The 17,532-nt window shown below is 59.4% G+C and carries 18 protein-coding genes; 6 read left to right on the forward strand and 12 right to left on the reverse strand.

Going from position 1 to position 17,532, the window contains the following annotated elements; all coding sequences use genetic code 11:
* Positions 1-5: 5 nt before the first annotated feature.
* The 7 genes from Q0Y02_RS05440 to Q0Y02_RS05470 form a co-directional block, all read right to left on the reverse strand.
* Entirely contained in the window at positions 6-1,688 is a 1,683-nt protein-coding gene (locus Q0Y02_RS05440; RefSeq protein WP_297765475.1) for an alpha/beta fold hydrolase, read from the reverse strand.
* A gap of 192 nt (positions 1,689-1,880) precedes the next feature.
* Positions 1,881-3,023 (reverse strand): hypothetical protein, encoded by a 1,143-nt coding sequence (locus Q0Y02_RS05445; protein WP_297765478.1) that lies wholly within the window; start codon positions 3,021-3,023, stop codon positions 1,881-1,883.
* Between the two features lie 339 nt (positions 3,024-3,362).
* Entirely contained in the window at positions 3,363-4,523 is a 1,161-nt protein-coding gene (locus Q0Y02_RS05450) for a PDZ domain-containing protein (protein WP_297765481.1), read from the reverse strand.
* 70 nt (positions 4,524-4,593) lie between these two features.
* A complete protein-coding gene (locus Q0Y02_RS05455; RefSeq protein ID WP_297765484.1) occupies positions 4,594-5,226 on the reverse strand; it encodes a CsgG/HfaB family protein in 633 nt (210 codons plus the stop codon).
* Between the two features lie 38 nt (positions 5,227-5,264).
* The gene (locus Q0Y02_RS05460) at positions 5,265-6,098 is read right to left on the reverse strand and encodes a hypothetical protein (protein ID WP_297765487.1); all 834 of its coding nucleotides are present in this window, start codon (positions 6,096-6,098) and stop codon (positions 5,265-5,267) included.
* A complete protein-coding gene (locus Q0Y02_RS05465; protein WP_297765489.1) occupies positions 6,095-6,541 on the reverse strand; it encodes a hypothetical protein in 447 nt (148 codons plus the stop codon). Before Q0Y02_RS05465 ends, Q0Y02_RS05460 begins: the two co-directional genes overlap by 4 nt.
* Before the next feature lie 20 nt (positions 6,542-6,561).
* Positions 6,562-7,815, reverse strand: a complete 1,254-nt coding sequence (locus tag Q0Y02_RS05470) for a hypothetical protein (RefSeq protein WP_297765492.1) — start codon at positions 7,813-7,815, stop codon at positions 6,562-6,564.
* Between the two features lie 278 nt (positions 7,816-8,093).
* On the opposite strand from Q0Y02_RS05470, the gene Q0Y02_RS05475 reads away from it, so the two are divergent.
* Both Q0Y02_RS05475 and Q0Y02_RS05480 read left to right on the forward strand, forming a co-directional pair.
* On the forward strand, positions 8,094-10,079 hold the full coding sequence (locus tag Q0Y02_RS05475; RefSeq protein WP_297765495.1) for a thrombospondin type 3 repeat-containing protein: 1,986 nt from the start codon (positions 8,094-8,096) through the stop codon (positions 10,077-10,079).
* A gap of 41 nt (positions 10,080-10,120) precedes the next feature.
* Entirely contained in the window at positions 10,121-10,771 is a 651-nt protein-coding gene (locus tag Q0Y02_RS05480; RefSeq protein WP_297765498.1) for a hypothetical protein, read from the forward strand.
* Between the two features lie 40 nt (positions 10,772-10,811).
* Here the strand turns inward: Q0Y02_RS05480 and Q0Y02_RS05485 are convergent, their stop codons facing one another.
* Positions 10,812-12,173, reverse strand: a complete 1,362-nt coding sequence (locus Q0Y02_RS05485) for a deoxyguanosinetriphosphate triphosphohydrolase (RefSeq protein WP_273010111.1) — start codon at positions 12,171-12,173, stop codon at positions 10,812-10,814.
* Positions 12,174-12,309: 136 nt separating this feature from the next.
* Between Q0Y02_RS05485 and Q0Y02_RS05490 the strand changes: the two genes are divergently transcribed.
* Together Q0Y02_RS05490 and Q0Y02_RS05495 are read left to right on the forward strand one after the other, a co-directional pair.
* Positions 12,310-12,984 (forward strand): type 1 glutamine amidotransferase domain-containing protein, encoded by a 675-nt coding sequence (locus Q0Y02_RS05490; RefSeq protein ID WP_297765501.1) that lies wholly within the window; start codon positions 12,310-12,312, stop codon positions 12,982-12,984.
* 248 nt (positions 12,985-13,232) lie between these two features.
* A complete protein-coding gene (locus Q0Y02_RS05495; protein ID WP_297765504.1) occupies positions 13,233-13,715 on the forward strand; it encodes a glutathione peroxidase in 483 nt (160 codons plus the stop codon).
* Positions 13,716-13,885: 170 nt separating this feature from the next.
* Here the strand turns inward: Q0Y02_RS05495 and Q0Y02_RS05500 are convergent, their stop codons facing one another.
* From Q0Y02_RS05500 to Q0Y02_RS05515, 4 genes are all read right to left on the reverse strand, one after another.
* A complete protein-coding gene (locus Q0Y02_RS05500) occupies positions 13,886-14,311 on the reverse strand; it encodes a DUF6691 family protein (protein WP_297765507.1) in 426 nt (141 codons plus the stop codon).
* The gene (locus Q0Y02_RS05505; RefSeq protein WP_297765510.1) at positions 14,308-14,748 is read right to left on the reverse strand and encodes a YeeE/YedE family protein; all 441 of its coding nucleotides are present in this window, start codon (positions 14,746-14,748) and stop codon (positions 14,308-14,310) included. Before Q0Y02_RS05505 ends, Q0Y02_RS05500 begins: the two co-directional genes overlap by 4 nt.
* Positions 14,745-15,056 (reverse strand): metalloregulator ArsR/SmtB family transcription factor, encoded by a 312-nt coding sequence (locus Q0Y02_RS05510; protein WP_297765514.1) that lies wholly within the window; start codon positions 15,054-15,056, stop codon positions 14,745-14,747. Before Q0Y02_RS05510 ends, Q0Y02_RS05505 begins: the two co-directional genes overlap by 4 nt.
* A gap of 90 nt (positions 15,057-15,146) precedes the next feature.
* Entirely contained in the window at positions 15,147-15,806 is a 660-nt protein-coding gene (locus tag Q0Y02_RS05515; protein ID WP_297765517.1) for a hemolysin III family protein, read from the reverse strand.
* A 259-nt stretch (positions 15,807-16,065) separates the two neighbouring features.
* On the opposite strand from Q0Y02_RS05515, the gene Q0Y02_RS05520 reads away from it, so the two are divergent.
* A complete protein-coding gene (locus Q0Y02_RS05520; RefSeq protein ID WP_035246021.1) occupies positions 16,066-16,512 on the forward strand; it encodes a DNA starvation/stationary phase protection protein in 447 nt (148 codons plus the stop codon).
* Positions 16,513-16,627: 115 nt separating this feature from the next.
* Entirely contained in the window at positions 16,628-17,362 is a 735-nt protein-coding gene (locus tag Q0Y02_RS05525) for a glutathione peroxidase (protein WP_297765522.1), read from the forward strand.
* Positions 17,363-17,532 lie beyond the last annotated feature (170 nt).

Here is a 17,532-nt window from a genome sequence, read left to right on the forward strand (position 1 = left end):
CGTTATCAGGCGCGCTGCGTGATGGTCTGGGACACTGAGCCCGCCAGGGCCTCGATAAACTGTTGCCAGCACTCAATGACCGGGTAGCGGCCCTGATCTTCCAGCACATAAAACTCGGCGTCGGGGATCGCCTGGGCCATCAGCCTGGCTGGTTCCAGCTGCACGCTGCGATCCAGGGCACCATGCCAGACCGTGGTGGGGATGGTGATGTCCGCCAGCTCGAACCCCCAGGGCCGCAGTACCCGCAGATAGTCATCGATGATCACTCTGGCGCCCTGAAACCAGCGCTGCCGTAATTGCGGCAGGGTGATTGCTTGCACGGCCGGGTCGTTGATCAGGCTGGCGTCCTTGTCATCCAGCACCCGAGAGAAAAAGGAAAAGAATTTTTCCGGTGAGCGGTTCACGCCGCGCAGGGCCAGCTTGCCCAGGGAAATAAAGAGACGGGGGTCCCGGTCCACCATTTTCAGCAGCCGGTTATGCATTGGGTCCAGTTGTCCCGCCTGCATGTATTGCCAGGGTACGATGCTGCCAATGACGCCGACCCGCTCGAACAGTGACGGATACCTGGCCGCGGCGGCCAGGGCGTAGGGGCCGCCAAAACAATAGCCGGCCAGAATGGGTTTTTGCAGATTCAGTCGTTCGCAGAAGTAGCGCAGGTCCTCGGCGAAATCCACGAAATTGCCGTCCGGACAGGGGGTGGAGATGCCAAAGCCGGGGCGTACCACCACCAGCACTCGCAACCCCTGCGAGACATACCATTCATGATGAGGTTCATGACAGGGCAGGTTGCCCGCCTGGTTTTCCATTACCAGCAGGGGCTTGCCTTCCGGGCAGCCATACTCGAACCAGCTCAGTACCCGATTGTCGGGCAGCACCATAAAGCGCTCTTCGCGACCATCATGGGTGGCGAGGGTCGGGGTCGCCAGCAACGCATGGCTCATGGCCCGGCTGACCAGGGCGACCTGACTGCTGATGCCGGTTTTTCCCATGATCGATTTGAGTTGGGTGCGAGCGGTATGCACGCTGACGGAAAGTAGTTCGGCGCTCTGACTGAGGTTTCCCACCTTGCAAAGCAGATGCAGCAAACGGGCTTCTGCCGGTGAGATACCGAACAGGTCCGCCAGTGACCGGACCGAGGGCGCGGCGACGCTGCGGTCGGCAAAGACCCAGACCACGGAGGTAATGCGTGACACGTCATCGGGCGCGTCCGAGCGGAATACCGGCATGCACAGCAGCACCAGTTTCTCCTGCTCGGAGTGCAACAGTTGGCTGTCACGGCCCCGTTGCAGGCGCACTACCTGCTGCAGTTGCTGTTTGAGCTTGGGGTCGCTGAGCATCAGTGCGCCGCCATCGGCCATGCGGAGTGGGCCAGAGGCCATGATGCGGTCTGCTGCCGAGTTGTGTTTTACCACATGCAGCTGGTCATCCAGCATCAGCATGGGCCAGGGCAGACGATTGGTCATGTCATTGAGCAGGTGGTTCTGGTCTTCCTGGGAGTGCATGTGATTGCTGCTGCGCACGGCACGATCAAGATGCCCAAGCAGGGATTCCATGGTGGCCATATCCTGCTGTTGCTGCTGACACCAGTCGACCATGGGTTCCAGCAATTCGCCCCAGTCCCCGGGTGACAGAGCGGTTTCGTAGATGCGGCCGATCAACGCATCCCATTGTTTTTGTTCGATATCCATGTGGGTGTCCCAGTCATCCCTGTTTATTACCTTAGCAAATTTTCACAGCCGGGCTGTAATCGTTACGTTAAGCGGCACTGGCGCGGGATAAAGAGGGCATGGCGGTGCCCGGGAAGCGCTGGGGGGAGGGGGCTGAGAGGGGAGTGCGCCGCACCCCCGGCCGCTGTGCCGGGGCGGGCGCGATGGAGCCTGTTACTGTGAGGACGCGAGGGACTGCATCAACCCGGGGTAGATGGCATCGGCGGCCTTGACGGCATCCTGAAAGTTGCCGTTGTTTGCATGGACGGCTTTCAGGTAGCGGGCCATGTCATCCAGGTTGCGAAAGGACTGATCGGACGTCTCGCGGATGTATTCCATGCCGCCGGAAGCGCTGATGGCGGCTGAGTGGCCGACTTTCTTGCCAACCTTGGAGCCCAGGAAGCCACCAACGAAAGGCACGTTATCCAGCGCTTTCTGCGCCGCATAGGCGCCGGCGGCAGAACCGATGGCGCTACCCATTTTGGCATTGATGGCCTTGTCGACCCACTCTGCCAGCACGCCATCGCTGGTCCAGGGGTTCATGTATTCACCGCTGTTGTCCGGAATAAGCAGGGCGGCCACGTTATCCTGAGGGGAGACAGGGGCCGTGCTGGCAACGCTGGAGACCGGTGCGGACTGCTGTCCGTTGCTGCGGATCATGGCGGCAATCAGGTCGCTGGACAGCCCGCTCTTGCGCAGGCGACGAATCTCCTCGTCACTGAACACTTTATAGGGGCCCTGTGTTTCCACCTGGGCAGCCAGGATTGACTGGCTGGTGCCACCCTTGGCAGCGTCCACCAGATCAATCACCCGCTGGCCATCAGGCCCAACAAACCACAGTGCATCCTCTTCAGACAGGAAGGCCAGGTAGCCCGGGAACAGGGACACGTTTTCCTGGTGCCAGCCCAGGGTGTCACGACGCGGCGTGTGGCTGGCCAGATTGCCGAGAATCTCACCGGCAAACAGGCTGCGAGGATTATCGATCAGCCACTGGCGCTGCTCGAGTATGTCTTTGCCTGCGACTTCCTGATCATACTGTTGCTTTTCCGCAGCAACCCATTGTTCCAGCGCTTGTCGATGGCGCCCCATCATGTCGTTGGTCAGTGCCTGGGAAGCAATGGCCGGATCTTTTTTCCCAACGAAAAGAGCGGACGGTGAATAGACTGAGATATAGCTGCGTATGCTGCCGTTGGCCTGGGAAGCGAAGAGCGTTTCGCCCCCTGCTTCCACGGTGAGCTCGCTGTCAAATTGCAGATCAGAACTGCTCGGCAGTGTGAACAGCGAGGCGATATACATCAGGAAATGGCCCCAGTTCATTTTGACGTTTGAATTCTCCATGTGCACAGACAAGTACGGAGACTGACTTGCCGGTGCGTCGGCGGACAACCCTTGTGCCTGCGACGTCATTGAGCTTTCGATGGCAGTGGCTATTTTCTTCCATTCCGGATTATTTTTAGCCATCCGTGGGTTGCCAGTCACAGTGGGAGGCTCAACCTGAAAAGCCACTGGCAATGGGGTGCTATCCATTTCGGCAGGGGTTGCTCCCTCTGTCGGCACATATCGATAGGACATGCAGCCACTAACAAGGAGCAGGCTGGCCATGATCAGGGTGAAGCGGTAAATGCATCGTATGGACATGAATGACAAGCTCCTTGGTTAGCGTGCCGAATTGGCCACGGCGGTTTGCAGACCGGGGTAGATTTTGTCTGCGGCCTTGATCACGTCCACAAAGTTGCTCTTGGTGCTGTGGGTGGAGGCAAGCCAGCGGGCCATGTCATTCATGGAGTTGAAAGACAGGTCCGAGCTGCTGCGAATGAAGTCCCAGCCACCGGAGGCTTCCAGCGCCGTGTTGCCGCCTACAGCCTTGCCGGCCTTGGAGCCGAGAAAGCCGCCCAGCATGCCGCCGAAGGGGACGTTTTCCAGTACCTTGTTGGCGGCATAGGCGCCGGCAACGCCGCCCACGGCCGACCCGGTGGCCTTGCCCATGGACACGTTGATGGTCTTGTTGACCCATTCGGCGGTAACGCCATCACTGGTATAGGGCGACAGGAATTTGCCGCTGTTGTCTTTGAGCGCCAGGGCATCGATCTGTTGTTGCTGGATGGCGGCCTGCTGTTCGGCTGTCTGTTCGCGGCGTTCCAGAATCACATCGCGGGTGCCTGCGCTGCTGGGTGACATGATGCTCAGGCGTGCAAAAGTGCCGGGCTCGCCACGCATGCGTGCAACCAGCTGTTGCAGGGTCTGGCCACTGGTCGTGGTCATTTCCCCGTCCTTGCCTTCACCGATGGCCACGATCAGGTCGCCGCTCTGTAGCTGGCCACTTTCTTCTGCTGCGCTCAACGGCACCAGGCTGTCCACTTTCAGGAAGTGCTTGTCTTCGGTCTGGTGTATGCGAATACCAAGCAGGCCCTTGCCAAGGGGCTCCGCGTTGACGACGGCATCGGACGTGCCGGTGGCGTTCGTATCAAGCAGGGCCCAGACATGTTGGCCACCATTGCTGTAATCCACACAGCGCCAGGCATCGGTACCGTGCTGGGGCTGCACCTGGAAGCTGCCTGCAGGGGCGATAGTGGAGTGGTAGACCATCTTGCCGGACTGTACCTCAGCCTTGACGCAGGCGGTCTGACCGTTTTGGCTCGCCTGAAGTACCTGTGCCTGGTAGGCGCTGGTGTCCGTAGAGGTGGTTACCCGGCCGTTGACGGTGGTCACGGCGGGGCTGCTTGTACTGCCTTGTTGATAACTGGAGGCGCAGGCGCCCAGTAGTGCAGAACCCAGCACGACCGCCCCCAAGCGGATGCAGGTAAAAATACGTTCCATGATGGTGTCTCCTGATAATACCTGTCCCTGCGGGCGGTCGTTCCCGTGGCGCCCGCGGACAGTAAAAGGGTTAGCGGTAAAGAATGTTGTCTTGGGTGGCCTTGCTCATTTCAAAGCCGTCGCCCCACACCAAGGTGCCCAGCTCCATGTCTACCATTTCGAAAGAAATGTAGTGGTAGCGCTGGCGCATCTGGCTTTGCCGATCAATGGCGTCCTGGGAGGTGATGGTGGCGAACATCTGGTAGTCGACCCCGGCGGTGGCCTGGGTCTTGCGGATGGTGCCACCATCCACCAGGCCTTCGCGTTTGATTTCGCGCTCTTTCTGAATTGCCGCCAGGTTCTGGCGATTCACGAACACCATGCGGCCGTTGGCGGCACGGGTGAGCTCGATTTGCAGCCGTTTGGCAAGCATGTTGAGGTTGATCACCGAGGTGCTTTCGTTCTTGAAACCTTCCATATCAATCAATACCCGGGGCGGGGTAGGGCGGTTGGAGACCATGGGATTGGATAGCAGGCTGCGCATCATTTTGTCGGTCATGGCGACCACGTCCTGGGATTCGATACCGACCCCCTGAACCCGTCCGGCACTGCCTACGTCCTGGTATACGGAAGGCTGTCCGGCGGCGTTATCGACCCGCGACGGCGCACAGGCGCTGACCAGCACAGCGGCACCGAGGATGGCGATGGGTTTGAAAGCTTTCATGGTGTTCCCCTCATGGAATTCGTGGATAAATAAGGTGCTTACTGGCTCATCTGGGCCATGGTGTGCAGAGCAATTTCCTTGCCGGTGGCGCTCATGGGCTGCGGGCGATCGCGCTTTTCGAAGCCGCTTTCAGCCACCACCCAGGCATGTTGGTCTTCACTGCCTGGCGGTTTGCCATCGGTGTTGAAAACCGCGAGCACGCTGGCATCTTTCACGGACAGCACGCGCACCTGGTAGAGGCCATCGCGGTCAAATTCGCTGCCTACCACCAGTTCCAGTACATAATCCGCTTGCTGGGACAGAGCGCGCATCTGCAGGCGCAACTGATCCGGCGAGGCGCGTTCGAAGGTGCCGTCTTCCAGGGCGTTATCGGTGATGCGCTGGGCCATGGCTTGATCAATGACGGTGGCGCCGCCTTGCTTGAAGGCGCTGATAAGCCCGCCCTGCAAACCCATGGCAATGGCGTTGCGATCGCTGGTACGTAGCCCGCCGCGGCTTTCCTGTTCCATGGTCAGGGTAGCGCGGCCTTTTTCTTCGCGGGCCTCCTTGCCGGTGACGCTGAGCTCGCCCTTGGCATTGAGACTGCCGCGGTAGTGGCTGTACCAGTCGCTGACGCGGCTGGGGAATTCACGATTCCAGAATACGGCAATACGCGGTTTCCCCTGGTCGGGAAAGGCCTGACGAAAACGGCTGATGACGTCTTGTTCAGGCGGGCGCTGGGACTGATCACGCAGGCTTTCCACGTAGGCTTCCTCGCTCATGGGGACCTGGGCCGGCGCTATCATCTCGGTGGCGGGGTGATCCTGCTGAGCGAGAACCTGACTGCTGGCCAGCCAGGCGAAGGGCAAGGCGAGAGCGACGAAAGTTTTCATTTTGCCTGCCTCACTTCCACCCGGTATTTCAGTTGCGCGGTGGTGGTGGATTTTTCCAGATAGACACTGGTGGAGTTGGCCGGTACCACCACTCGCTGCCAGCGCGGTTCCACGTCGGTGGGAATCTCGGACTGGTCAAAGAACTGGGTGCGCGCTTCGAGGATGCCGTTGTAATCGGTATGGTTACGCAGGACGACAAAGACTTCCGAGGTGTTGGCCGGTGTGCGGCGAATGCCATGCTTTTCGGCGGTAAAGCGGAACACCTTGTGCGGGCCGGGAATGCCGCCACTGAAATTACGATTCAGGTCATAATCGGTGAATGTGACGCTGTTGTAGGTAGTCGGCGCGGTGCGTTGCTCATGCTCCAGCTTGCTGCTTGTCTGGCAACCGGCAATCAGAGCGCTGGCCAGCAGGCTGGCGGCGATGGCGAATTTCGCGTGCATGGTGTTCTCCATAACGTGGGTTAACGGGCACTGGCGAAAATGACGCCGTTGCCATTCTTGTCGAAGAAAATGCGGGCGGGTTTGCTACCCGGCGGCTGGGTGATACCGGCCTTGTTGGTGAAGGTGACACTGGCGTTCTGGGTGTCCGGGGAAAGCCGGGCGCTGCCCAAGTGCAGGGTGTCGGGCAGGCTGCTCCAGTAGCGAGTGTCAGCCCGTGTCTTGGCGCGAGCAGACATGCCCTGAGCGGCGACACCAATGGCGGTAATGGTGTTGAAGCCGGCGGCAAGGCCGCCACCGGCGCCGGCGGCGATGCCGGTAATCAGGCTGTTGTCGCTGAGGCTGGTCATGGCGTCGCCCACGTTGCCGGTGGTCTGCTTGAATTGCACCTTGCCTTCGATGATGCGATCCACCGCCCGGCCGCCACGCGTGGAAGCCTGGAAGAACACATCTTCCGCCGGGTAGAGGTTCTGATCGAGGTCATCACCGGAAATCGTTGCGCGGTTCTCGGTAAAGCCCTTGCCGCGACGGTAGACCAGCTCATAGTGACCGACGCCGTCGGCCAGTTTGCGTGGGGAGGTGCCGGTTTCGGCCACGATCAGGGTGTTGTCGCTGTCATCGGGGACCGGGCCGTCGGGGCGGAACTGGCGGTATTCCTCGAAATGCTCGCCGGCGAGACGCTCGTTGCCATCCAGTCGCGCCGCCCAGCCGGCCAGATAGACCAGTGAGGCAAAGTCGGTGGTGTGCTGCTCTTCTTCGGCGAAGGCATCCTGCAGCAGGCCATTGAGGAAGGTGGCGCGGGCATTACCGTAATCGCCATCGATCAGGTAAATCAGGCCGCGATAGTAATAGACCATGGAGCGTTCATAGGGCTCGCCCTTGAATTCCTTTTCCCCTTCTTCGTACCAGAGGCTGCGTGCCTTTCGCGCGGCATCGTTGTCCGCGTAGACGCTTTCGATATTGGCGATGGCCTCATCCAGGATGCGTCGGGCGGTATCCAGATCCCCGGTCTTGAACGCGGTGGCACCGATTTCCATCAGGTTCAGCACTTCATTGCGGCGCCCTTCCTGAAACAGCTTGCGCCAGGCGGGCTGCAGGGCAGCGGGCTGGCTGGCCACGTACTCCTGTTTGGCCGGGTCCAGCGGTGTCACGGCATATTGCTTGGGCCCGGTGGCGCAGGCGCTCAACAGGCCGGCTCCGATCAGTGGTAGCAGGAATTTCTTGCAGGCATGAAGGGGGTGTTCCCCTGAAACAGCAGGCGTAAACGTGTTGACCATCAACTTCCCCGTTGGATGGATGCTTTTTGGTGTCGTGCGGGGCGTCCCCTGACCCTCACCCGCGCGAAGTCGTTAGCTACAAGTATTGAGCAGGCCAAGACAGGCGCGCATCCCCCATATGGGGGATAAAGCCATATTTCCGATAAATATTACCTCAGCTTTCGGTTCTGCCGGGTTAATGCCGATGATTATTTTGATACCCAATTTGGGGGATGCGCGGCTTTCGGTCGACCGCTAGCCTGATATCTCCGTTCTCGGGGAATAAGGGAGAAAAGGCTATGAGGGCATTATTACGGGGCGCCAGCCTGGCGGTAGCGGTTGCTATTACCGGGTGTGGCGGTAGCGACAGCAGCAGTGGTGGGGGAGGAGGCTCATCGGGGCCGCCTGGTGGCGGTACTGCCATGAAGGGCAGCGCTGTCAAAGGGCCGCTGGCCAATGCCGCGGTCACGCTGTACCAGCTGGATGTCAATGCACAGGACGGGGCAGGACCTCAACTTGATACCGGTGCTACCGATGCCAGTGCAGCCTTTACCGGTGTCAGTATTCCTGAGGGAGCCACCGGCGAGGTTCTGGTTGAGGTGCGGGCCGACGGCGACACCGTTGACCTGACCACTGGCCAGGCACCGGTGATTACCCGTTTGTTGTCAGTGACCTCTGCCGAGGCGGTAGCCGCCGGGGAAACCAACTATCCGACGCCGTTGAGTACCCTGGTGGTGAACATGGCGCTGGCCAACGCAGACAGCTCTGCTAATGGTTTTGCCGGTGACGATGATGGCACGGTGACCGCAGATGAATGGGCGGCAGCATTGAAGCTGGCCAAAAGCAAGGTACGCAGCCAGTTCGGCTTTGGCCTGCTTGATGACAGCGTAGATCTGTTGTCTTCCCCGCCTCTGATCACCAGCGATCAGGATGATCAGGAGCAGGTGGTCAAGTTGCGGACTGCGGTGGAAGCGGTGGCGGCACTGATGGCAGATATGGCAGAAACCGCCAAGACAGCGGATCCCAACAGCACCGAAACCGCAGACTCCATGTTTGCGGCCCTGTCGGAGGATCTCAACGACGGCCAGGTAGATGGACAGAGTGGCGGTGAAGCCATCTCGACCTTCTCCAACATCGCCGATGTGGCTGCCGAAGTCACCCAGGATCCTTCCTCGCTGACCATTCCGGGTTCCACTACAACCGTCTCGCAGGTTGCAACGGTGGTTGCCACTGAAACCGAAGATACCGGTGTGGACGCGGATACCACCACGGCACAAAACACCACCACAGTGGTGGAGCCGGCGGAAGTGGAAAGTGATATTGACCAGGACGGTACGCCGGACAGCAGCGATGCGGATATTGATGGCGACGGCTTGATCAACGAGCAGGATGCTGCGCCCTTTGATCCGGACCGCGACGAAGATGGCGTTGTCGATGGTGCGGATGCTTTCCCGGATGATCCTGCGGAAACCACTGATACCGATGAGGACGGCGTCGGTGATAATGCCGATGTGTTCCCTGAAGACCCCACCGAGACTGTCGATACTGATGGTGATGGTGTGGGGGACAACGGTGACGCCTTCCCGGAAGATCCCACCGAGACTGTCGATACTGATGAAGATGGCGTGGGTGATAACGCGGATGCCTTCCCGGAAGATCCCACCGAAACCGTGGACACGGATGAGGATGGCGTAGGGGATAATGCTGATGCCTTCCCGAACGATCCTTCTGAGACCACAGATACGGATGAAGATGGCGTCGGGGACAATGCAGATGATTTCCCTGAAGACCCGGCAGAAACCACGGACTCTGACAGTGACGGTGTGGGGGATAATGGCGACGCCTTCCCCAATGATGCTGGCGAAACCACTGACACCGATAACGATGGTGTGGGGGACAACGCAGATGCTTTCCCCAATGATCCGAATGAAACCACAGACACGGATAACGACGGTGTGGGTGACATTGCGGATGCCTTCCCGGATGACCCCAACGAAACCCAGGACAGCGATTCCGATGGTGTGGGCGACAACGCGGACGCCTTCCCCAATGACTCCACCGAAACCACTGATTCGGACGGTGATGGCGTGGGCGACAACACCGATGCTTTTCCGGAAGACTCTACCGAAAGCGTGGATGCGGATAGTGATGGCTTTGGCGCCAACGTGGCAGATCCGGACGATGCAGACCCCTGTGTTCCGGATGCCAATGCCGCTGCCTGTAACGGTGGCATACCAGATGCAGTCTGGGATCAATTCAATTGGGATCAAGCCAACTGGCAGTGAGGCCGTTGGTTAAAGCACGAAATCTATAGAGGATAATAGAGATGAAAAAATTTATTCTGACTGGCCTCACCGCTGCACTGATGAGTGCGAATGTAATGGCATCGGAAGTGGTTGAGGGTACGGATACAACGGTTTTTACTGCTGATTCACCGGCGGTTGCCAGCGAAGTGAATGGCAATTTCGCTGCGCTTATCGCTGCAATCAATGACAACTCTCAGCGTCTCGATGCGTTGGAATCGGCTGTGGATGATGGCAGTGTTGAGGGTTCCTATACCTTTGTCGAGTTGGCAATTGAATTGGCGGCCAACAGTGGAACGGGGCTGACCGAAGCTTACTCGGAAATTTCCAGTTTCAGCTCCACGGGTAGCTTTACGCTGTCTGCGAACGGTGATTTTTCCGGTACGATCAATGAAAATCGGTCTACCCTGTTTTCGACCGTGAATGGCGATTGTGGTGTGGAGGGATGCCGAGATGCATTTGATCCGGATTTCGGCAACACAGGTTCGGAGCCGCTCAACGGCACCTGGAGCGATGACGGTTCCACCGTCACCCTGACGCTTGGCCCGGACGATACCGTGGTGCTGCAAAAGGCCGGCCCGAAGATGCTGATCTTGAGTCAGAAAGATACGGTGACAACCGATGGTGAGCCAATTTATGACTTCACCAACATTGCCTTTTTGATCAAGCAGTAACTTTCAGAAACCGGGGCTGCATCCGCAGCCCCGGTTTTTTTCAATACCGCGTTTCCGCCATTCCTGAAAACTGCTTGGCCAGATAGGTCGCGTAGTTGTCTGTCATGCCGGCAAGAAAATCCAGTGCCCGCATGATGCACTGATAAATCCTTTCCTGTTCCGGCAGTGTCGCCAGATTCTCCGGAAAACTGTGTCGGCCGATTAGGTCGATGATACGTTCATGGCGATAGTTCCGGGCGCTATCACAGGCATGGGACACCGCCGCTTCAATCAGGCCGTCCAGTAGCGCGCCCATCACTTCGAAGGCGCCGATTTCCAATTCGATTTTTCGTGGATGCTCGAACACTTTCGAGCGTGCCAGTTGCTTGGCGTTTTCCACCACATCGCGCACCGCCGGTTCGCAATGGCTGATCAGGTCCCCTTCCATGCTGCCGCCCAGCAGGTTGTCGTGGTTGGCGACAAAAGCTTCCACGCCGGCTTCGATAAAACGCTCGATGATCTTGCCCCGTAACAAGGCGGCCTTGCGGCCGTCGCGCAGGTCGGAATGGATCAGGTCTCGCACCTCGGGGGTATCCGGCAAAGCCGGTTGCAGCAGGGCATAGACTTCGTCCCAGTGCAGCAGGTCCATTTCCAGGCCATCTTCCAGATCGATAATGGCGTAGCAGAAGTCGTCGGCGGCCTCCATCAAATAGGCCAGCGGGTGACGGCAGAAGCGGCCAGAGGAAATTTCCCGCAGGCCGGTGGCAACGGCCACTTCCCGAAAGGCATCGGCCTCCGACACAAAGGCGCTGTACTTACCGGGCTTGCTGCTGGCTCCGTTGCTGTCGGTGGCATCGACGGACAGCCAGGGGTACTTGAGAAAGGTGGCCAGTGTGGCATAGGTCAGGCGCATACCGCCGTCGTACTGGTGATATTCACTCTTGGTGATGATGCGAAAGCCCTGGGCATTGCCTTCAAAAAAGGTCAGATCGCTTTGTTGCTCCGGCGCCAGCATGGCGAGGAAGCGTTGGCCCCGTTCCTGAAACCAGGCGCGGATGGCGCGCTCACCGGTGTGCCCGAACGGCGGGTTGCCAATATCGTGGGCCAGGCAGGCGGATTGAACGATGTCGCCAAAGTCGGTAGCGCTGACCGTGTCCGGCAGCAGCTTCCTTTGTTGCAGCCGTTCGCCCACACGGATGCCCAGGGTGCGGCCCACGCAGGAGACTTCCAGAGAGTGAGTAAGCCTGTTGTGGACATGGTCGTTGGTGGCCAGCGGGTGTACCTGGGTTTTGCGTGCCAGCCGCCGGAAGGCGCCAGAGAAGATGATCTTGTCGTGGTCGCGCAGGAAGGCGGTGCGGCCGCTTTCATCCTTGGCGCTGCGTCCGCCCAGTCGGGCCTTGTTGAGTAACTGGTGCCAGTCCATACAAAAAAATCCGCCTGCGGGCTTGATGAAAAACGCCGTCGCACCCAACGTGAGAAGAATCAATCACAGCATGTTGCCATGGGCCGTGCTGGGATGAACAGAACAGGAACGCAGTTGAACACGAACAGGAGGCGTAATGAATCTGGATAAACCCCTGCTGATGCTGGTTACCAGTGCGGCGCAAATGGGCCAGGGGCAGCAGACCGGCCTGTGGCTGGAAGAGTTCGCGGTGCCCTGGTTGCTGTTCCGGGAGAAGAATATTCCGGTGGTAGTGGCCAGCCCCCGGGGCGGGAAGATCCCGGTGGACCCCAATTCCGTGCCGGATGATGAGCAGAAGGCCGAATGGACCGAAGCCATTGCTGCCCTGCAGGACACCCGGCCCCTGGAAGAGATCTGGGAAGACGGTTTTGCCGGTGTCTTTGTGCCCGGTGGTCACGGCGCCATGTTCGATATGCCCGATCACCCGCTGGTGGCGGCGGTGATGGAGCGTACCTGGGCTCAGGGCGGCTTGCTTGGCGCGGTCTGCCATGGTCCGGCGGCGCTGGTGGGGCTGCGCAATGAAGATGGCACCCCGCTGGTGCAGAACTGCACACTGACCTGCTTTACCAATGAAGAAGAGCGGGAAGTGGGTCTGGATGAGGTGATGCCCTTCCTGCTCGCCACGCGCCTGGAAGAGCTGGGTGCCAAACTGGATCTGGCAGACAAGTTTGTCAGCCATGCGGTGGCGGACGGGCGACTGATCACCGGGCAGAACCCGCAATCGAGCCAGGCCGTGGCTGACGCCCTGGTTGATGCCCTGTACCGGGAATAGGCCGCCCCGGGCATTGCGGCTCGCGGCAAGCGCTTTCGGGAATCCCACACGCCGCCGCGTTGCCGCTGAAAATGACCCCTGGCTCGCAGCGCACCGGCGACAGGGTTCTGATGGGAATGGCTGCACGGTACAGTCGCAAGCACCACCTGGAGACAAAATGCACTCCGGCACGGTTGCGTATAGACTCCGAACAGGCTCTAAGTTACGACATCGCGCCGCTGGGCGTTTGTTTTGTTATGGGAGACACAATGGGGATTTACGATTACACCGCCACTACTCTGAGTGGCGAAGACAAGGCGCTGGCCGACTTTAAAGGCAAGGTGCTGCTGGTTGTGAACACGGCCAGCAAGTGCGGCTTCACGCCCCAGTACAAGGGCCTGGAAGCCCTGTATGACGACCTGCAGGAAAAAGGCCTGGAGATTCTCGGCTTTCCCTGCAACCAGTTCGGTAAGCAGGAGCCCGGCGCGGCGGACGAGATCGGCGCCTTCTGCGAGAAGAACTACGGGGTCAGTTTCACCATGTTCGACAAGATCGACGTGAACGGTGACAACACCCACCCGCTGTACGCCTACCTGAAAAACGAAGCTACCGGTGTGCTGGGTAGCAAGGCGATCAAATGGAACTTCACCAAGTTCCTGATCAACCGCGATGGCAAGGTGATCAAGCGCTACGCACCCACCGACAAGCCGGAAGCGATCCGCAAGGATATCGAGAAACTGCTGACAGCCTGAGTCTGAGAAACGAGCTGCAAGCTACAAGCTTCAAGCTGCAACGCGATCAAGGCCGGGGTATACGGCAAGCTTGCTGCCTGCGATTCAGGGCCAGGCGCGGGCATGACCGTTCAGAACCTGAAGGCCATTGGCGCGCCTTGTAGCTTGAGGCTTGTAGCTTGCAGCTGCCTTTACGCGCCCTTGCGCCTTTCCAGCCATTCAAAGGCAGCCATGCCTGCCACCATGGCGGCGACGAAAATCACCGCCTTGAGGCTGCCGGTGCCCAGTGCCACCAGCGCCGGTCCCGGACAAAAGCCCGCCAATCCCCAGCCCACTCCGAAACCCAGTGAACCGAGTACCAGTCGCCGGTCCAGTTTGCGGTTGCCGGGAATCTGGATGGGGTCACCACTCCAGGCCAGGTTGCGACCCCGGGTGAGGGCAAAGCCCGCCGACGCTACGGCGATAGCACCTACCATCACCAGCGCCAGGGACGGGTCCCAGGGGCCGGCCAGATCGAGAAAGGCCAGTACCTTGGCCGGGTTGGCCATGCCGGCCAACAATAACCCGGCGCCGAAAATCAGGCCGACGACAAAGGCGCTCAAATGCGACCGGTTCATACCGCACCTCCCAGCAAATGGCGCACCACAAAGACGGTGACAAAGCCGCTGCCCATGAACGCCAGGGTGGCGACCAGGGAGCGCGGAGACAGCCGCGAGATCCCGCAGACCCCATGCCCGCTGGTGCAACCGGCGCCATAGCGGGTGCTGATGCCGACGATCAGGCCGGCCGCAATCAGCAGGGGCCAGTCTGCGGCGATGATCAGCGGCGGCAAGGTGGCCACCAGGCTCCACAGTAGCGGAGCGGCAACCATGCCCAATACAAAGGCCAGCCGCCAGGCGCGGTCACCGGCAGCAGGCCGCAACAGCCCGCCGACGATGCCGCTGATGCCGGCAATGCGGCCGTTGGCGTGAATAAAGAGGGCGGCGGCCAGGCCGATCAGGGCGCCACCGGCCAGGGCTGACCAGGGGGTAAAGGCCGTCCAGTCGATCGTCATTGGGGCTCTCCACAAAAAAGGGCGTACAAGGTTTCCAGCACGGCCAGGGCCTTGGGGTCGGCAATGGAATAGTGCATCTGCTTGCCGTCCCGGCGACTGGCTACCAGTCCCTCCCGGCGCAAGACGCCCAGCTGCTGGGACAGGGAGGGTTGGTAAACGCCAACCAACTCTTCCAGCTCGCTGACGCTGCGCTCGCCGTCGGTGAGCTGGCAGAGCAGCAGTAGCCGGTCCGGGTGCGACAGCGCCTTGAGCAGCTGACTGGCTTCTGTGGCGTTATCGCGCAGGGCATCCATATCCAGAGTTCGCATGACACTTCCATAAAATATATTTAAATAAAATATATAATGAATGATCAGAGTCATGCAAGTGATCAGATGCTTTTTCGCAAAGGTCCGGCCCTAGACCGGCAGCACACCGTAGTAGACGGCGAAGAAATGGCAGACACTGCCGCCCATTACGAACAGGTGCCAGATGGCGTGGTTGAAGGGAATAAAGCGGTCGGCCAGGTAGAAAATCACCCCGACAGTGTAGGTGATACCGCCGGCCAGGATCAGCCAGAAGCCGACCTCGTTCAATTTAGTGGTCAGTTCCCCGGAGGCGAACAGGATCAGCCAGCCCATGGCCAGGTAAATGCCCACCCGCATCAGTTTGAAACGGTGCCCGTACATGGCCTTCAGGCCGATGCCGATGAGCGCCAGTGTCCAGATCACGGCGAACAGGATCCAGCCGGTCTGGCCGCGCAGATTCACCAACAGGAAGGGCGTGTAGGTGCCGGCGATCAAGCCATAGATGGCGCAGTGATCGAGCATCTTGAACACCGCACGCCACTTCGGGTTGCGCAGGCTGTGGTACAGGGCGCTGGCGCTGTAGAGCAGAATCAGGCTGGCACCGAAAATACTGAAACCGACAATTTTCCAGGGATCGCCCTGCAGGCTGGCGGCAACGATCAGTATCACGGTGCCGGCGACACTCAGGGCGGCGCCGATGCCGTGCGTCAAGCCGTTCAACCATTCTTCCAGAATAGAGTAATCCGTTTCCGGTTGCGGGGTTGCGGTCATTGACGAGGTCTTCTTGCGGTTAGAGGAGACTGCATCATGCCGAGCGCTAAAGGCGCCTGTAAAGCGTGAATTTTGGACAGTCGCGCAGATCAGCGTTTTCTATCGATGTGATGAAAGCAATTTTCTGTTGGTCACGTGGGTGTGGCGTTACGGTAATTCCGACTCGTGGCGGAGCAGGGTTGAAGTTCCTGTTCTGAAAGCCATGTAGAGAAGAGTGGAAACAATCCCTCGTCACATTTGCACAGCAAGGAGCCACGCAATGATTGAACACAACAAGCAGGTTGCCGAGCAGTTGAGCAAGTTACTGGCCGAGAGCTACACGCTTTACCTGAAAACCCACAAGTACCACTGGAACGTGACTGGCCCCATGTTCCACAGCCTGCATCTGTTATTCGAGCAACAGTACACCGAGCTGGCCCTGGCGGTAGACACTATTGCCGAACGTATTCGGGCACTGGGCTGGAAGGCGCCGGGCAGCTACGCAGAGTTTGCCAAGTTGTCCACGGTGAAGGATGCGGTGGGCGACCCGTCTGCCAGTGACATGATTCGTGAGCTGACGGAAGACCACCGTACCGTTGCCGAGCAGGCCAACCGGGTGCTGAAGCTGGCTGGCGAGCACGAAGATGAAGGTTCCTCCACCGTAGCCAGCGACCGTATCGAGATTCACGAGAAGGCGGCCTGGATGCTGTCCGCCCATCTGGACTGATAGATAAAGGCAATCGTAAAGATAGAAGTAATTCGTTTTTCGGATGAATAGAGGGTGACTATTATTGATCGCATATCAAACGAGTCACCCTCTAATTGGCACAAGGAGTGCAAGCATGCTGGAAAATCGCGAAGGGCAACGTGTCCCCCAAGTCACCTTCCGTACCCGTGAAGGGAATGAATGGCAGGATGTGACCACCGATGACCTGTTCCAGGGAAAAACGGTGGTGGTGTTCGCCCTGCCGGGCGCCTTTACCCCGACGTGCTCTTCCACGCACCTGCCCCGCTATAACGAACTGGCGCCGGTGCTGAAAGCCAACGGTGTGGACGACATTGTCTGCCTGTCCGTCAACGACGGCTTTGTGATGAACGCCTGGGCGGGTGACCAGTCTGCCGGCAATATCCGCTTCATTCCGGATGGTAACGGCGAGTTCACCGACAAGATGGGCATGCTGGTGGACAAGCAGGATCTCGGTTTTGGGCCGCGTAGCTGGCGCTATTCCATGCTGGTGAAAGACGGGGTAATCGACCGTATGTTCATTGAGCCGGAGAAGCCCGGCGACCCGTTCGAGGTCTCCGATGCGGACACCATGCTCAATTACATCAATGGCGAAGCGGCCCTGCCCAAGCGGGTAACCGTTTTCACCAAGCCAGGCTGCCCGCACTGCACCCGCGCGAAGAAGGCGCTGGCAGAAAACGGCTACGCGTTTGAAGAAATCGAACTTGGCAGCCGGGGCCTGAGCTACAGCTCCCTGGCCGCGGTAACCGGTGCCGGCACTACGCCGCAGGTGTATATCGAAGGCGAGCGCATTGGCGGCGCCGACGAGCTGGAGGCTTGGCTCAAGGCCTGAGCAGCCCGGCCTTTGCCGGCTGAAGAGCAACCCCGTGACGCGCTCACCGTCACCGCACGGCGGGCTGGGTGGACTCACCTGCCATGCATCTTATTCCCCCTTGGGTCGACGCCTGTCGGCCCTTTTTTTATGGTAAATCTCCGCCGCTTTGCAAGACGTAGGGTGCACTG

This window comes from uncultured Alcanivorax sp. (assembly GCF_947258575.1).
In the GTDB taxonomy this organism is placed as follows: domain Bacteria; phylum Pseudomonadota; class Gammaproteobacteria; order Pseudomonadales; family Alcanivoracaceae; genus Alcanivorax.

What these genes read in the sequence shown, in the direction of transcription:
- Q0Y02_RS05440 (WP_297765475.1), bottom strand. Translation starts at nt 1,688, where the DNA reads ATGGATATCGAACAAAAACAATGGGATGCGTTGATCGGCCGCATCTAC.
- Q0Y02_RS05445 (WP_297765478.1), bottom strand. Translation starts at nt 3,023, where the DNA reads ATGAACTGGGGCCATTTCCTGATGTATATCGCCTCGCTGTTCACACTG.
- Q0Y02_RS05450 (WP_297765481.1), bottom strand. Translation starts at nt 4,523, where the DNA reads ATGGAACGTATTTTTACCTGCATCCGCTTGGGGGCGGTCGTGCTGGGT.
- Q0Y02_RS05455 (WP_297765484.1), bottom strand. Translation starts at nt 5,226, where the DNA reads ATGAAAGCTTTCAAACCCATCGCCATCCTCGGTGCCGCTGTGCTGGTC.
- Q0Y02_RS05460 (WP_297765487.1), bottom strand. Translation starts at nt 6,098, where the DNA reads ATGAAAACTTTCGTCGCTCTCGCCTTGCCCTTCGCCTGGCTGGCCAGC.
- Q0Y02_RS05465 (WP_297765489.1), bottom strand. Translation starts at nt 6,541, where the DNA reads ATGCACGCGAAATTCGCCATCGCCGCCAGCCTGCTGGCCAGCGCTCTG.
- Q0Y02_RS05470 (WP_297765492.1), bottom strand. Translation starts at nt 7,815, where the DNA reads ATGGTCAACACGTTTACGCCTGCTGTTTCAGGGGAACACCCCCTTCAT.
- Q0Y02_RS05475 (WP_297765495.1), top strand. Translation starts at nt 8,094, where the DNA reads ATGAGGGCATTATTACGGGGCGCCAGCCTGGCGGTAGCGGTTGCTATT.
- Q0Y02_RS05480 (WP_297765498.1), top strand. Translation starts at nt 10,121, where the DNA reads ATGAAAAAATTTATTCTGACTGGCCTCACCGCTGCACTGATGAGTGCG.
- Q0Y02_RS05485 (WP_273010111.1), bottom strand. Translation starts at nt 12,173, where the DNA reads ATGGACTGGCACCAGTTACTCAACAAGGCCCGACTGGGCGGACGCAGC.
- Q0Y02_RS05490 (WP_297765501.1), top strand. Translation starts at nt 12,310, where the DNA reads ATGAATCTGGATAAACCCCTGCTGATGCTGGTTACCAGTGCGGCGCAA.
- Q0Y02_RS05495 (WP_297765504.1), top strand. Translation starts at nt 13,233, where the DNA reads ATGGGGATTTACGATTACACCGCCACTACTCTGAGTGGCGAAGACAAG.
- Q0Y02_RS05500 (WP_297765507.1), bottom strand. Translation starts at nt 14,311, where the DNA reads ATGAACCGGTCGCATTTGAGCGCCTTTGTCGTCGGCCTGATTTTCGGC.
- Q0Y02_RS05505 (WP_297765510.1), bottom strand. Translation starts at nt 14,748, where the DNA reads ATGACGATCGACTGGACGGCCTTTACCCCCTGGTCAGCCCTGGCCGGT.
- Q0Y02_RS05510 (WP_297765514.1), bottom strand. Translation starts at nt 15,056, where the DNA reads ATGCGAACTCTGGATATGGATGCCCTGCGCGATAACGCCACAGAAGCC.
- Q0Y02_RS05515 (WP_297765517.1), bottom strand. Translation starts at nt 15,806, where the DNA reads ATGACCGCAACCCCGCAACCGGAAACGGATTACTCTATTCTGGAAGAA.
- Q0Y02_RS05520 (WP_035246021.1), top strand. Translation starts at nt 16,066, where the DNA reads ATGATTGAACACAACAAGCAGGTTGCCGAGCAGTTGAGCAAGTTACTG.
- Q0Y02_RS05525 (WP_297765522.1), top strand. Translation starts at nt 16,628, where the DNA reads ATGCTGGAAAATCGCGAAGGGCAACGTGTCCCCCAAGTCACCTTCCGT.